This window comes from Salmonella sp. FC25216 (assembly GCF_057751355.1).
In genome coordinates, this window is the sequence record NZ_JBDGON010000016.1 from 21,219 (window position 1) to 35,809 (window position 14,591).

Here is a 14,591-nt window from a genome sequence, read left to right on the forward strand (position 1 = left end):
TAAGTTTGAATCTGGTTTTATCCGTCACTTCCCGTTTTTTCTCGCACGAGAAGTGGAAAGATTCCTGGCTCTTCGCTCATTCCGTCTTGTCGTTTCAGTTCTGCGTACTTTCCTGTGACCAGACAGCGAACAGACATGAGTTGATAGCCGTAAACAGGCATGGATGACCCTGCCATACCATTCACAACATTAAGTTCGAGATTTACCCCAAGTTTAAGAACTCACACCATTATGAATCTTACCGAATTAAAGAATACGCCGGTTTCTGAGCTGATCACTCTCGGCGAAAGTATGGGGCTGGAAAACCTGGCCCGTATGCGCAAGCAGGACATTATTTTTGCCATCCTGAAGCAGCACGCAAAGAGTGGCGAAGATATCTTTGGCGACGGTGTGCTGGAGATACTGCAGGATGGATTTGGTTTCCTCCGTTCTGCAGACAGCTCCTACCTCGCCGGTCCTGATGATATCTACGTTTCCCCCAGCCAAATCCGCCGTTTCAACCTCCGCACTGGTGATACCATTTCTGGTAAGATTCGCCCGCCGAAAGAAGGTGAACGCTATTTTGCGCTGTTGAAAGTTAACGAAGTTAACTACGATAAACCGGAAAACGCCCGTAACAAAATCCTCTTTGAGAACTTAACCCCGCTGCACGCAAACTCTCGTCTGCGTATGGAACGTGGTAACGGTTCTACCGAAGACTTAACGGCGCGCGTTCTGGATCTGGCTTCGCCGATTGGCCGCGGCCAGCGTGGTCTGATTGTCGCGCCGCCGAAGGCGGGTAAAACCATGCTGCTGCAGAACATCGCGCAGAGCATTGCGTATAACCATCCAGACTGCGTGCTGATGGTGTTGTTGATCGACGAACGTCCGGAAGAAGTGACCGAGATGCAGCGTCTGGTGAAAGGCGAAGTCGTTGCTTCTACCTTTGACGAACCGGCATCCCGCCACGTTCAGGTTGCCGAAATGGTTATCGAGAAGGCGAAACGTTTGGTTGAACACAAAAAAGACGTTATCATCCTGCTCGACTCCATCACCCGTCTGGCGCGTGCCTACAACACCGTGGTGCCTGCTTCTGGTAAAGTACTGACCGGTGGTGTGGACGCTAACGCCCTGCATCGTCCGAAGCGTTTCTTCGGTGCGGCGCGTAACGTGGAAGAGGGCGGTAGCCTGACTATCATCGCGACGGCGCTGATCGATACCGGTTCCAAGATGGACGAAGTTATCTACGAAGAGTTTAAAGGCACCGGTAACATGGAGCTGCATCTCTCGCGTAAGATCGCTGAAAAACGTGTCTTCCCGGCTATCGACTACAACCGTTCCGGTACGCGTAAAGAAGAGCTGCTTACCACCCAGGAAGAGCTGCAGAAAATGTGGATACTGCGTAAAATCATCCATCCGATGGGTGAAATTGACGCGATGGAATTCCTCATTAACAAACTGGCGATGACCAAAACTAATGACGACTTTTTCGAGATGATGAAGCGCTCATAATCTGGTCTTTACCTGAAAACGCCACGTTTTTACGTGGCGTTTTTGTTTTATATCTGTAATCTTAACGACACATTTACAAAACGATGATAAACCGGGTCGGGGCTTCGCGATCCATTCGTTATCGGTATCGTGTGGTTGATATTTAAACAATTCTGCCTGATTCAGAGCAGGGTTTCCCTTCTGAATAAAGGTCTTCATGGTTATACTTCTGGTATTAATTTTATCTGAGAGCACGCATTGTGAATTTACTGACCGTGAGTACTGATCTCATCAGTATTTTTTTATTCACGACACTGTTCCTGTTTTTTGCGCGTAAGGTCGCAAAAAAAATCGGTTTAGTGGATAAACCCAACTTCCGTAAACGCCACCAGGGGCTGATACCGTTGGTTGGAGGGATTTCGGTTTACGCAGGGATTTGCTTCACATTCGGAATCGTTGATCACTATATTCCTCATGCGTCGCTTTATCTTTCTTGTGCGGGCGTACTGGTTCTTATCGGTGCGCTGGACGACCGTTTTGATATCAGCGTAAAGATCCGTGCGACCATACAGGCTGCGATCGGTATCATTATGATGGTATTCGGTAAACTCTATCTTAGCAGCCTCGGTTATATCTTTGGCTCCTGGGAGATGGTACTCGGTCCCTTCGGTTATTTCCTTACTCTGTTTGCCGTATGGGCGGCGATCAACGCCTTCAATATGGTTGACGGTATTGACGGCCTGCTGGGCGGGCTATCCAGCGTCTCATTTGCGGCGATGGGGCTGATTTTATGGTTTGATGGCCAAACCAGCCTGGCAATATGGTGCTTCGCCATGATCGCCGCAATTCTGCCTTACATTATGCTTAATCTTGGTATTTTGGGGCGGCGTTATAAAGTCTTTATGGGTGATGCCGGTAGTACTCTGATTGGTTTTACCGTTATTTGGATCTTACTGGAAACGACGCAGGGGAAAACTCACCCTATTAGTCCGGTTACCGCGCTATGGATTATCGCTATCCCGCTGATGGATATGGTGGCGATTATGTATCGCCGTCTGCGTAAAGGAATGAGTCCCTTCTCACCCGATCGTCAACACATTCACCACCTTATCATGCGCGCCGGATTTACCTCTCGTCAGGCGTTTGTACTGATTACGCTTGCTGCCGCCATTCTGGCGGGAGTAGGCGTAACGGCAGAATATTCTCATTTTGTTCCTGAGTGGGTTATGTTGGTGCTCTTTTTGCTAGCATTCTTCCTCTATGGCTACTGTATTAAGCGGGCCTGGAAGGTGGCGAGATTTATTAAGCGTGTGAAACGCCGCCTGCGCAGGCACCGTGAGAACCGGCCAAACTTAACTAAGTAAATGAGGATACGATGACACAACCATTACCGGGGGCACGCGCGGTGAGCGCTGAAAATGAACTGGATATTCGCGGGTTGTTTCGTACTTTATGGGCCGGCAAATTCTGGATTATCGGCATTGGCCTGCTATTTGCCCTTATCGCGTTAGCCTATACCTTTTTTGCTCGTCAGGAGTGGAGCGCGACGGCGATCACCGATCGCCCAACCGTAAATATGTTGGGCGGTTATTACTCCCAGCAACAGTTTCTGCGCAATCTGGATATTAAGACCGATCCCGCCTCTTCCGATAAGCCCTCGGTGATGGACGAAGCGTATAAAGAGTTCATCATGCAGCTTGCCTCCTGGGATACGCGTCGCGATTTCTGGTTACAGACGGATTATTATAAGCAGCGAATGGTCGGGAATAGCAAAGCTGATGCGGCGATGCTTGATGAACTGATCAATAACATTCAGTTTACGCCAGGTGATTTTACACGCGCTATCAACGACAACGTGAAGCTGATTGCTGAAACCGCGCCGGACGCCAATAATCTGCTGCGTCAGTATGTCGCGTTCGCCAGTCAGCGGGCGGCGAGCCATCTGAATGATGAATTAAAAGGCGCCTGGGCTGCGCGTACCGTGCAGATGAAAGCGCAGGTCAAACGGCAGGAAGAGGTTGCGAAAGCGATCTATTCACGTCGTGTAAACAGTATTGAGCAGGCGCTCAAAATTGCGGAACAACATAATATTTCTCGTAGCGCGACGGATGTCCCGGCGGATGAATTACCGGACTCAGAGCTTTTTTTACTCGGTCGCCCTATGTTACAGGCGCGTCTTGAAAACCTGCAAGCGGTTGGCCCTGCGTTCGATTTGGACTACTTTCAAAATCGGGCAATGTTGAATACGCTTAATGTGGGGCCGACCCTGGACCCTCGTTTTCAGACCTATCGTTATTTGCGTACGCCGGAAGAACCGGTAAAACGTGATAGCCCACGCCGAGCCTTCCTGATGATCATGTGGGGTATCGTTGGGGCGCTAATCGGTGCGGGCGTTGCCTTAACCCGTCGCCGCACGATTTAGCAACACCTCTGCAGTAGGGGGCTGGGCCCCTGCTGTCTATTCGAAGAGAATCGATGTGAAAGTACTGACTGTATTTGGTACACGACCGGAGGCCATTAAGATGGCGCCTCTGGTCCATGCGCTGGAAAAAGATCCTCATTTCGAGGCCAAAGTATGCGTTACTGCGCAGCATCGGGAGATGCTTGATCAGGTATTAACTCTTTTTTCTATTGTGCCTGATTACGATCTCAATATTATGCAGCCGGGACAGGGGTTGACGGAAATTACCTGCCGAATTCTGGAGGGATTAAAGCCGATCCTGGCAGATTTTAAACCTGATGTGGTGCTGGTTCATGGCGATACCACCACTACGATTGCTACCAGCCTGGCGGCTTTCTATCAACGTATTCCGGTGGGGCACGTAGAAGCTGGGTTGCGAACCGGCGATCTCTATTCCCCGTGGCCGGAAGAGGCAAACCGCACGCTGACCGGACATCTGGCGATGTACCACTTTGCGCCGACCGAAAACTCGCGGCAGAATCTGTTGCGGGAGAATATTCCGGATGGGCGCATTTTTGTCACCGGCAATACCGTTATCGACGCGCTGATCTGGGTACGCGATCGCGTTCTGGCGAGCGATACATTACAGGCTGAACTGGCCGAGCAGTATCCTTTCCTCGACGTGAATAAGAAGATGATTCTGGTGACCGGTCATCGACGTGAAAGCTTTGGTCAGGGCTTTGAGCATATCTGCCATGCGCTGGCGGAAATCGCCGCAGCGAACCAGGATGTGCAAATTGTCTATCCGGTGCATCTCAATCCCAACGTCAGCGAACCTGTCAACCGTATCCTCGGCCATGTTGAAAACGTAGTACTGATTGAGCCGCAGGACTACTTACCTTTTGTCTGGCTGATGAATCACGCCTGGCTCATTCTGACGGATTCCGGCGGTATTCAGGAAGAAGCGCCGTCACTGGGTAAACCGGTATTGGTCATGCGTGAAACCACAGAGCGTCCGGAAGCGATTACCGCCGGTACGGTAAGGCTGGTCGGCACGGACTCCCGGCGCATTGTGGCGGAAGTCATGCGTCTGCTGCACGACGAAAATGAATATCAAACCATGAGCCGCGCCCATAATCCTTATGGCGACGGGCAGTCATGCGCGCGCATTTTACAGGCGTTAAAAAGTTATCGGGTATCGTTATGAGTTTTACGACCATTTCTGTTATTGGGTTGGGGTATATCGGATTACCCACTGCGGCCGCTTTTGCTTCCCGTCAGAAGCAGGTTATCGGCGTGGATATCAACCAACATGCGGTAGACACCATAAATCGCGGTGAAATTCACATCGTGGAGCCGGCGTTGGGCAATGTAGTGAAGATGGCGGTGAAAGGCGGCTTTCTGCGTGCAACGACGACGCCTGTCGAGGCCGATGCATACCTGATTGCAGTGCCGACGCCATTCAAAGGCGATCACGACCCTGACATGGCTTATGTGGAAGCCGCGGCGAAATCCATTGCGCCCGTATTAAAAAAAGGGGCGCTGGTGATTCTGGAATCGACATCGCCGGTTGGCGCAACGGAGCAAATGGCTGGCTGGCTGGCCGGGATGCGTCCGGATCTGACTTTTCCCCAGCAGGCGGGCGAGCAGGCCGACGTTAATGTCGCCTATTGTCCGGAGCGTGTGCTGCCGGGTCAGGTGATGGTGGAACTCATTAAAAATGACCGCGTGATTGGCGGTATGACGCCAGTATGTTCGGCTCGCGCCAGTGCGCTGTACAAAATTTTCCTTGAGGGCGAATGCGTTGTCACCAACTCGCGCACCGCAGAGATGTGCAAGCTGACAGAAAATAGCTTCCGTGATGTGAATATCGCCTTTGCGAATGAATTGTCGCTGATTTGCGCCGATCAGGGGATTAACGTCTGGGAATTGATCCGCCTGGCGAACCGCCATCCGCGCGTCAATATTTTGCAGCCGGGCCCCGGCGTTGGCGGGCACTGCATTGCAGTCGATCCGTGGTTTATTGTGGCGCAAAATCCGCAGCAGGCGAGACTGATTCGCACCGCGCGTGAAGTGAACGACGGCAAACCGCACTGGGTGGTCGACCAGGTAAAAGCCGCGGTCGCAGATTGCCTGGCGGCCACCGATAAACGCGCCAGCGAAGTGAAAATCGCCTGTTTTGGGCTGGCCTTTAAGCCGAATATCGACGATCTGCGCGAAAGCCCGGCGATGGGGATCGCGCAAAGTATCGCCCGCTGGCACAGCGGCGAAACCCTGGTCGTCGAGCCGAATATTCGTCAGTTGCCGAAAAAATTAGATGGAGTTTGCACGCTGGCGAAACTGGACGCGGCGCTGGCCGCCGCCGATGTGCTGGTGATGCTGGTCGATCATGACGAATTTAAAGCGATTCCCGGCGATGCGGTTCATCAACGTTATGTGGTTGATACCAAAGGAGTCTGGCGCTGATGAAACGCATTCTGGTGACCGGCGGCGCAGGCTTTATCGGATCTGCGGTGGTGCGGCATATCATCCATGAAACGGCAGACGCGGTGGTGGTGGTGGATAAACTCACCTATGCGGGCAACCTGATGTCTCTGGCGTCGGTGGCGCAAAGCGACCGTTTCGCCTTTGAGAAGGTGGATATCTGCGATCGGGCATCACTGGAGCGAATTTTCCAGCAGTATCAGCCCAATAGCGTGATGCACCTGGCGGCGGAAAGCCATGTAGACCGTTCCATCGACGGCCCGGCGGCGTTTATTGAAACGAATATCGTAGGTACTTACACCTTGCTGGAGGCCGCTCGCGCTTACTGGTCCGCGCTTGACGCGGACGCTAAAGCGGCGTTCCGCTTCCATCATATCTCCACCGATGAAGTGTATGGCGACCTGCATACTGCAGACGATTTCTTCACCGAAACCACGCCATATGCGCCAAGCAGCCCTTATTCCGCCTCCAAAGCCAGCAGCGACCATCTGGTACGCGCCTGGTTACGTACCTACGGTCTGCCTACGCTTGTCACCAACTGCTCTAATAACTACGGGCCCTACCATTTCCCGGAAAAACTGATCCCGCTGATGATTCTGAATGCGCTGGCGGGTAAACCATTGCCGGTCTATGGCAACGGTCAGCAAATTCGCGACTGGCTGTATGTGGAGGATCATGCCCGTGCGTTGTATCACGTGGTGACGAACGGTGCGGTGGGCGAAACGTATAATATCGGCGGTCATAACGAACGTAAAAATCTGGATGTGGTCAGGTCGATCTGCGCTCTGTTGGAGGAACTGGCCCCGCAAAAACCGCCGGGTGTGGTGAATTATCACGATCTGATTACCTTTGTCGACGATCGGCCCGGTCATGACTTACGTTATGCCATCGACGCGTCGAAAATCGCCCGCGAGCTGGGCTGGACGCCGCAGGAAACCTTCGAAAGCGGGATGCGAAAAACCGTTCAGTGGTATCTCGCCAATGAGGCCTGGTGGAAACCCGTGCAGGATGGCAGTTATCAGGGCGAACGCTTAGGTCTGAAACGCTAAACGGCAGGCTCTTACTCCTGGAGGAGAAACGAATGAAAGGCATCATTCTGGCGGGAGGTTCCGGTACCCGGTTGCATCCCATTACGCGCGGCGTATCAAAGCAGCTTCTGCCCGTCTACGACAAGCCGATGATTTATTATCCGTTATCGGTGCTAATGCTGGCGGGCATTCGTGAGATCCTGATCATCACCACGCCGGAAGATAAACGCGACTTTCAGCGTTTGCTGGGCAACGGTGCAGCGTTCGGTATCGATTTACATTATGCCGAGCAGCCCAGTCCGGACGGGCTGGCACAGGCCTTTATCATTGGCGAAGCGTTCCTCAACGGTGAACCTTCCTGCCTGGTATTAGGCGATAATATCTTTTTTGGTCAGGGCTTTAGTCCCAAACTCCGTCAGGTCGCGGCGCGTACCGAAGGCGCCACGGTATTTGGCTATCAGGTCATGGACCCGGAACGCTTTGGCGTCGTGGAGTTTGACGATGATTTTCGCGCGCTCTCGCTGGAAGAAAAGCCGAAACAGCCTAAATCTAACTGGGCGGTCACCGGCCTCTATTTCTATGACAGCAAGGTCGTCGAGTATGCGAAGCGCGTGAAACCGTCCGGGCGTGGTGAGCTGGAGATCACTTCTATCAACCAGATGTATCTGGAGGAAGGTAAGCTGACCGTTGAACTGCTGGGCCGCGGCTTCGCCTGGCTGGATACTGGCACCCACGACAGCCTGATTGAGGCGAGCACTTTTGTGCAGACGGTGGAAAAGCGCCAGGGCTTCAAAATTGCCTGTCTGGAGGAAATTGCCTGGCGCAACGGCTGGCTGGATGATGATGGTTTGAAACGCGCCGCCAGTCAGCTTGAAAAAACCGGCTATGGCCAATATTTACTGGAGTTGCTCCGTGCCCGTCCGCGCCAGTATTGAACCGTTACTCTGGGAAAATACGTTCTTTGGCGTGAATAGCGGCATTGTGCGTATCGATGCCTCAGCGCCCGAATTAACGCCAGAAGCGCTGCAGGCGTGGCAACGCGTGCAGGTAAAAGTACCGGCTGAAAACATCGCCTGGCTGTCGGCGTTGCAATCGCTGGGATTCTCTTTGGTTGAAGGCGAGGTGGATTTTGCGTTGCCGGTAAAAGGGCATGCCTACCAGCATGGCGCGGAAATTGCACGCCTTACGGACATCCCTGCTTTGCGTCAGTTGGCTGGAGAGGCGTTTACGCAGAGTCGTTTTCGCGCGCCGTGGTATGTGCCCGACGCCAGCGCCCGTTTTTACGCCCAGTGGATTGAGAATGCGGTACGCGGCACGTTTGATCACCAATGCCTGGTGCTTCGCACGGAAACAGGCGCTATCCGCGGTTACGTCTCGCTGCGGGAATTGAATGATACCGACGCGCGCATCGGTCTGTTGGCCGGACGCGGCGCGGGAGCGGAACTTATGCAGGCGGCGATCTGTTGGGCGCAGCGTCGCGGCAAAGCAACATTGCGGGTGGCGACCCAGTTGGGCAACACCGCCGCGCTTAAACGTTACATACAAAGCGGTGCCAACATCGAAAGCACTGCGTACTGGTTATACAGGTGACAACATGATTCCTTTTAATGCGCCGCCGGTGGTGGGAACCGAACTCGAATACATGCAGTCTGCAATGAGCAGCGGCAAACTGTGCGGCGACGGCGGCTTTACGCGTCGTTGCCAGCAGTGGCTGGAGCAACATTTCGGCAGCGCGAAGGTGTTGCTGACGCCTTCCTGTACCGCGTCGCTGGAGATGGCGGCCCTGTTGTTGGATATTCAGCCCGGCGATGAAGTGATCATGCCGAGCTTTACGTTTGTCTCCACCGCTAACGCTTTTGTCCTGCGCGGCGCGAAAATTGTGTTTGTCGATATTCGTCCGGATACGATGAATATTGACGAAATGCTGATTGAGGCGGCGATCACCGATAAGACCCGCGCTATCGTGCCGGTACACTACGCTGGCGTCGCTTGTGAAATGGACGTCATCATGGCGCTGGCGGATAAGTATAATCTGTTCGTTGTCGAGGACGCCGCCCAGGGCGTGATGTCCACGTACAAAGGCCGCGCGTTAGGGACGATCGGTCATATCGGCTGTTTTAGTTTCCATGAAACCAAAAATTACACCGCTGGTGGCGAAGGCGGTGCGACGTTGATTAACGATCGGGCGCTGATTGAACGCGCGGAGATCATCCGCGAAAAAGGCACCAACCGCAGTCAGTTCTTCCGTGGTCAGGTGGATAAATACACCTGGCGGGATATCGGCTCCAGTTATTTGATGTCCGATCTGCAGGCTGCCTACCTGTGGGCGCAACTGGAGGCCGCCGATCGTATCAATCAACAGCGTCTGTCGCTGTGGCGGACTTACTACGATGCGTTAACCCCGCTGGCGCGCGCCGGGCGTATCGAGCTGCCTTCTATTCCGGAAAACTGCGGGCATAATGCCCACATGTTTTACATCAAACTGCGGGATATCGCCGATCGCAGCGCGCTAATTAATTTCCTGAAAGAGGCGGAAATCATGGCGGTATTCCATTACATTCCGCTGCATGATTGTCCGGCGGGCGATAAATTCGGCGAGTTTATCGGGGACGATGTCTACACCACAAAAGAGAGCGAACGTTTGCTGCGTCTGCCGCTGTTTTATAATCTTGCGCCCGTCGATCAACGGACGGTGATTGCCACCTTGCTAAATTATTTCTCCTGATATGTCGCTTGCTAAAGCCTCCCTGTGGACGGCGGTCAGTACGCTGGTAAAAATTGGCGCCGGACTGCTGGTGGTGAAACTGCTGGCCGTCTCTTTTGGCCCGGCGGGTGTCGGACAAGCGGGTAACTTCCGCCAGATGATCACCGTGCTGGGCGTATTGGCGGGTGCCGGGATATTTAACGGCGTGACCAAACTCGTCGCACAACATCATGATGACCCGGCGCAGTTACGTACCGTGGTGGGAACCTCCTCCGCGATGGTATTGGGTTTCTCTACGCTACTGGCGCTGGTCTTCCTGCTGGCGGCGGCGCCGATTAGCCAGGGACTGTTCGGTCACACGGACTATCAAGGGCTGGTGCGTCTGGTTGCGCTGGTACAAATGGGGATCGCTTGGGCGAACCTGCTGCTGGCGCTGATGAAGGGCTTTCGGGACGCGTCGGGTAATGCCTTATCGTTAATTGTCGGCAGCTTTTTGGGCGTCGCCGCCTGGTATCTCTGCTACCGTGTTGGCGGCTATGAAGGCGCGTTGCTTGGCCTGGCGCTGGTGCCGGCGCTGGTGGTAGTGCCTGCCGGTATGATATTGATTAAGCGCGGCACCGTCCCGCTACACTATCTCAGGCCCTCCTGGGACAACGGTCTGGTAGGGCAGCTCAGTAAATTTACCCTGATGGCGCTGATTACCTCCGTTACGATGCCGGTCGCCTATGTGATGATGCGAAACCAACTGGCCGCGCACTATAGCTGGAGCGATGTCGGGATCTGGCAGGGCGTAAGCAGCATTTCTGACGCCTATCTGCAATTTATCACCGCCTCTTTTAGTGTTTACCTGTTACCCACGCTTTCACGCCTGACGGAAAAACAGGACATTACGCGTGAGGTGGTAAAAGCGCTGAAATTTGTTTTACCGGCGGTCGCGGCCGCGAGTTTTACCGTCTGGCTACTGCGCGATTTTGCTATCTGGCTGCTTTTTTCCGCTAAATTCACCGCGATGCGCGATCTGTTCGCCTGGCAGTTAGTGGGTGACGTGCTGAAAGTCGGCGCCTATGTTTTCGGTTATCTGGTGATTGCCAAAGCGTCGTTGCGATTTTACATTCTGGCCGAAATTAGCCAGTTCATTCTGTTAACGGCGTTCGCTCACTGGCTGATTCCCGCTCACGGCGCACTGGGTGCGGCACAGGCTTATATGGCCACCTATATTGTCTATTTTTCACTTTGTTGCGGCATATTTTTACTCTGGCGTAGGCGAGCATGACTGTACTGATTCACGTCCTGGGATCGGATATCCCTCACCATAACCACACCGTGCTGCGGTTTTTCAATGATACGCTGGCTGCCACAAGCGAGCACGCGCGCGAATTTATGGTTGCCGGCGAGGATAACGGCTTCACGGAAAGCTGTCCGGCGCTCTCGCTTCGCTTTTATGGTAGTAAGAAAGCGCTGGCTCAGGCGGTCATCGCCAAAGCGAAAGCAAATCGTCGACAGCGATTCTTCTTTCACGGTCAGTTCAACACCAGCCTGTGGCTGGCGCTGTTAAGCGGCGGTATTAAGCCTGCCCAGTTTTACTGGCATATCTGGGGCGCGGATCTCTACGAAGTGTCCAGCGGGCTGAAATTCCGCCTTTTCTACCCGCTTCGTCGTATCGCGCAGGGGCGAGTAGGGGGCGTATTCGCGACGCGCGGCGATCTCAGCTATTTTGCGCGCCAGCACCCGGGCGTACGCGGCGAGTTACTCTATTTCCCGACGCGCATGGACCCTTCCCTGAATTCTATGGCAAAAGAGCGCCAACGTGCGGGGAAATTGACTATTTTGGTAGGTAACTCCGGCGATCGCAGTAACGAGCATATTGCGGCGTTACGGGCGGTGTATCAGCAGTTTGGCGATACGGTAAACGTGGTGGTGCCGATGGGCTATCCGGTCAATAACCAGGCCTATATTGATGAGGTTCGTCAGGCAGGTCTGACGCTATTTAGCGATGAAAATTTGCAAATTCTTAGTGAAAAAATGGAATTTGATGCCTATCTTGCGCTGCTTCGTCAGTGCGACCTCGGTTATTTTATTTTTGCCCGCCAACAGGGGATTGGGACGTTGTGTCTGCTAATTCAGGCCGATATCCCGTGCGTACTGAATCGTGACAACCCTTTCTGGCAGGATATGGCGGAACAGCATCTGCCCGTTCTGTTTACCACCGATGATTTGAATGAGCAGGTGGTGCGCGAGGCGCAGCGTCAGCTCGCATCGGTAGATAAAAGCGGCATCACCTTCTTTAGCCCCAATTACCTGCAACCGTGGCATAATGCGTTGAGAGTCGCCGCAGGAGAAGCCGAATGAGTTTGATGCAATTCAGCGGGCTGCTGGTGGTCTGGCTGCTTTCTACGCTGTTTATCGCCACGCTGACCTGGTTTGAATTCCGCCGCGTGCGTTTTAATTTTAACGTTTTCTTTTCGTTGCTGTTTTTATTGACCTTCTTTTTTGGTTTTCCGCTAACCAGCGTGCTGGTATTTCGTTTCGACGTTGGCGTCGCGCCGCCGGAAATCTTATTGCAGGCTTTATTATCCGCCGCCTGTTTCTACGGCGTGTATTACGTGACCTATAAAACGCGTTTACGCAAACGCGTTGTGGATGTACCACGCAAGCCGCTATTTACCATGAACCGGGTGGAAACCCACCTTACCTGGGTGATCCTGATGGGCATCGCGCTGGTGAGCGTCGGGATTTTCTTTATGCATAACGGCTTTTTGCTGTTCCGGCTGCACTCCTACAGCCAGATCTTTTCCAGCGAAGTTTCCGGCGTGGCGTTAAAACGGTTCTTCTATTTCTTCATTCCGGCAATGCTGGTGGTCTATTTCCTGCGCCAGGACAGCAAAGCGTGGCTGTTCTTTCTGGTGAGCACCGTCGCGTTTGGTCTGTTGACCTACATGATTGTCGGCGGCACGCGCGCCAACATCATTATTGCGTTTGCTATCTTCCTGTTTATCGGAATTATTCGGGGCTGGATCAGCCTGTGGATGCTGGCGGCGGCGGGCATACTGGGGATTGTCGGTATGTTCTGGCTGGCGCTCAAACGCTACGGATTAAATGTGAGCGGTGATGAAGCGTTCTATACGTTTCTTTATCTGACGCGCGATACCTTTTCGCCGTGGGAGAATCTGGCGCTGCTATTGCAAAATTACCATAATATTGATTTTCAGGGGCTGGCCCCTATCGTGCGTGATTTCTACGTCTTTATTCCCACCTGGCTATGGCCGGGACGACCCAGTATCGTGCTGAATTCTGCTAATTACTTTACCTGGGAAGTCCTGAATAACCATTCCGGCCTGGCGATATCGCCAACGCTTATCGGTTCGCTGGTGGTCATGGGCGGGGCGCTGTTTATTCCGCTCGGCGCGATCGTCGTCGGGCTGATTATCAAATGGTTCGACTGGCTGTATGAACTGGGTAACCGGGAGACCAATCGTTATAAGGCGGCGATTCTGCACAGTTTCTGCTTTGGCGCCATCTTTAATATGATTGTGCTGGCGCGAGAAGGGCTGGATTCGTTTGTCTCGCGCGTGGTTTTCTTCCTGGTGGTTTTTGGCACCAGCCTGCTGGTCGCTAAGCTTCTGTTCTGGCTATTTGATAGCGCCGGACTAATTCATAAACGTACAACTTCGCTCCCTCAGGCACAGGTGGAAGGAAAACTATGACCAATAATGCCGCTGCGCCCCTTTACTCGCTGCGTGGCTTACCTCTGATTGGCTGGCGCGACATGTCACATGCGCTGAATTATCTGTTTGCCGATGGTCAACTGAAGCAAGGCACGTTGGTGGCGATCAACGCCGAAAAGCTGCTGACGGCGGAAGATAATCCGGAAGTACGCGCGTTGATAGCAGCGGCGGAATTTAAATATGCCGATGGCATCAGCGTGGTGCGTTCAATACGTAAAAAATTTCCGCAGGCGCAGGTCTCTCGCGTGGCTGGCGCCGACCTTTGGGAAGCGTTAATGGCGCGCGCGGGTAAAGAAGGCACGCCGGTATTTCTTGTCGGCGGCAAGCCTGAGGTGCTGGCGCAGACGGAAGCAAAACTGCGGACGCAGTGGAACGTCAATATTGTGGGTAGCCAGGATGGTTACTTTACGCCGGAGCAGCGTCAGGCGCTATTTGGGCGAATCCATGCCAGCGGCGCGAAAATTGTCACCGTCGCGATGGGATCGCCAAAACAGGAATTGCTAATGCGCGATTGTCGGGAAGTGCATCCCCATGCGCTATATATGGGCGTGGGCGGCACCTATGATGTGTTTACCGGTCACGTCAAACGCGCCCCGAAAATATGGCAGAACCTGGGGCTGGAGTGGTTGTATCGTCTGCTTTCCCAACCGAGTCGTATTACCCGCCAGATGCGTCTGCTGCGCTACCTTCGCTGGCACTATACTGGCGATCTCTAATTCCCCCTTCTGATGACTTGAGCAGCGGATTGTGCTTATGGCGCTGCTTATTCATAACATAAT

At 53.4% G+C, this 14,591-nt stretch carries 14 protein-coding genes; all 14 read left to right on the forward strand.

Annotated elements, in window-relative coordinates; translation table 11 throughout:
• Window positions 1-60 precede the first annotated feature (60 nt).
• Entirely contained in the window at window positions 61-144 is an 84-nt protein-coding gene (locus tag AC3G3F_RS22190; RefSeq protein ID WP_134820045.1) for a rho operon leader peptide, read from the forward strand.
• Between the two features lie 87 nt (window positions 145-231).
• Window positions 232-1,491 carry a transcription termination factor Rho gene (gene rho, locus AC3G3F_RS22195; RefSeq protein WP_001054532.1) on the forward strand — a complete coding sequence of 420 codons (1,260 nt, stop codon included), beginning with the start codon at window positions 232-234 and terminating at the stop codon, window positions 1,489-1,491.
• 239 nt (window positions 1,492-1,730) lie between these two features.
• On the forward strand, window positions 1,731-2,834 hold the full coding sequence (wecA, locus tag AC3G3F_RS22200; protein WP_023247374.1) for a UDP-N-acetylglucosamine--undecaprenyl-phosphate N-acetylglucosaminephosphotransferase: 1,104 nt from the start codon (window positions 1,731-1,733) through the stop codon (window positions 2,832-2,834).
• Window positions 2,835-2,845: 11 nt separating this feature from the next.
• Complete coding sequence (gene wzzE, locus AC3G3F_RS22205; RefSeq protein ID WP_000193413.1) at window positions 2,846-3,892, forward strand: ECA polysaccharide chain length modulation protein; 1,047 nt, start codon at window positions 2,846-2,848, stop codon at window positions 3,890-3,892.
• Between the two features lie 55 nt (window positions 3,893-3,947).
• Window positions 3,948-5,078 (forward strand): non-hydrolyzing UDP-N-acetylglucosamine 2-epimerase, encoded by a 1,131-nt coding sequence (gene wecB, locus AC3G3F_RS22210; RefSeq protein WP_023247375.1) that lies wholly within the window; start codon window positions 3,948-3,950, stop codon window positions 5,076-5,078.
• A complete protein-coding gene (gene wecC / locus AC3G3F_RS22215; protein WP_023247376.1) occupies window positions 5,075-6,337 on the forward strand; it encodes a UDP-N-acetyl-D-mannosamine dehydrogenase in 1,263 nt (420 codons plus the stop codon). Before wecB ends, wecC begins: the two co-directional genes overlap by 4 nt.
• Complete coding sequence (gene rffG / locus AC3G3F_RS22220; RefSeq protein ID WP_070804302.1) at window positions 6,337-7,404, forward strand: dTDP-glucose 4,6-dehydratase; 1,068 nt, start codon at window positions 6,337-6,339, stop codon at window positions 7,402-7,404. The genes wecC and rffG overlap by 1 nt, the downstream gene beginning before the upstream one ends.
• Window positions 7,405-7,436: 32 nt before the next feature.
• Window positions 7,437-8,318 (forward strand): glucose-1-phosphate thymidylyltransferase RfbA, encoded by an 882-nt coding sequence (rfbA, locus tag AC3G3F_RS22225; protein ID WP_023247378.1) that lies wholly within the window; start codon window positions 7,437-7,439, stop codon window positions 8,316-8,318.
• Window positions 8,296-8,973, forward strand: a complete 678-nt coding sequence (gene rffC, locus AC3G3F_RS22230) for a dTDP-4-amino-4,6-dideoxy-D-galactose acyltransferase (protein ID WP_488395782.1) — start codon at window positions 8,296-8,298, stop codon at window positions 8,971-8,973. Before rfbA ends, rffC begins: the two co-directional genes overlap by 23 nt.
• Window positions 8,974-8,977: 4 nt before the next feature.
• On the forward strand, window positions 8,978-10,108 hold the full coding sequence (rffA, locus tag AC3G3F_RS22235) for a dTDP-4-amino-4,6-dideoxygalactose transaminase (protein ID WP_053510976.1): 1,131 nt from the start codon (window positions 8,978-8,980) through the stop codon (window positions 10,106-10,108).
• Window position 10,109: 1 nt separating this feature from the next.
• On the forward strand, window positions 10,110-11,360 hold the full coding sequence (gene wzxE, locus AC3G3F_RS22240) for a lipid III flippase WzxE (protein WP_488395784.1): 1,251 nt from the start codon (window positions 10,110-10,112) through the stop codon (window positions 11,358-11,360).
• Window positions 11,357-12,436 (forward strand): TDP-N-acetylfucosamine:lipid II N-acetylfucosaminyltransferase, encoded by a 1,080-nt coding sequence (locus tag AC3G3F_RS22245; RefSeq protein ID WP_053510977.1) that lies wholly within the window; start codon window positions 11,357-11,359, stop codon window positions 12,434-12,436. The genes wzxE and AC3G3F_RS22245 overlap by 4 nt, the downstream gene beginning before the upstream one ends.
• Window positions 12,433-13,791 (forward strand): ECA oligosaccharide polymerase, encoded by a 1,359-nt coding sequence (gene wzyE, locus AC3G3F_RS22250; RefSeq protein ID WP_063389949.1) that lies wholly within the window; start codon window positions 12,433-12,435, stop codon window positions 13,789-13,791. Before AC3G3F_RS22245 ends, wzyE begins: the two co-directional genes overlap by 4 nt.
• Window positions 13,788-14,528 (forward strand): lipopolysaccharide N-acetylmannosaminouronosyltransferase, encoded by a 741-nt coding sequence (gene wecG, locus AC3G3F_RS22255; protein ID WP_023247384.1) that lies wholly within the window; start codon window positions 13,788-13,790, stop codon window positions 14,526-14,528. The genes wzyE and wecG overlap by 4 nt, the downstream gene beginning before the upstream one ends.
• Window positions 14,529-14,591 lie beyond the last annotated feature (63 nt).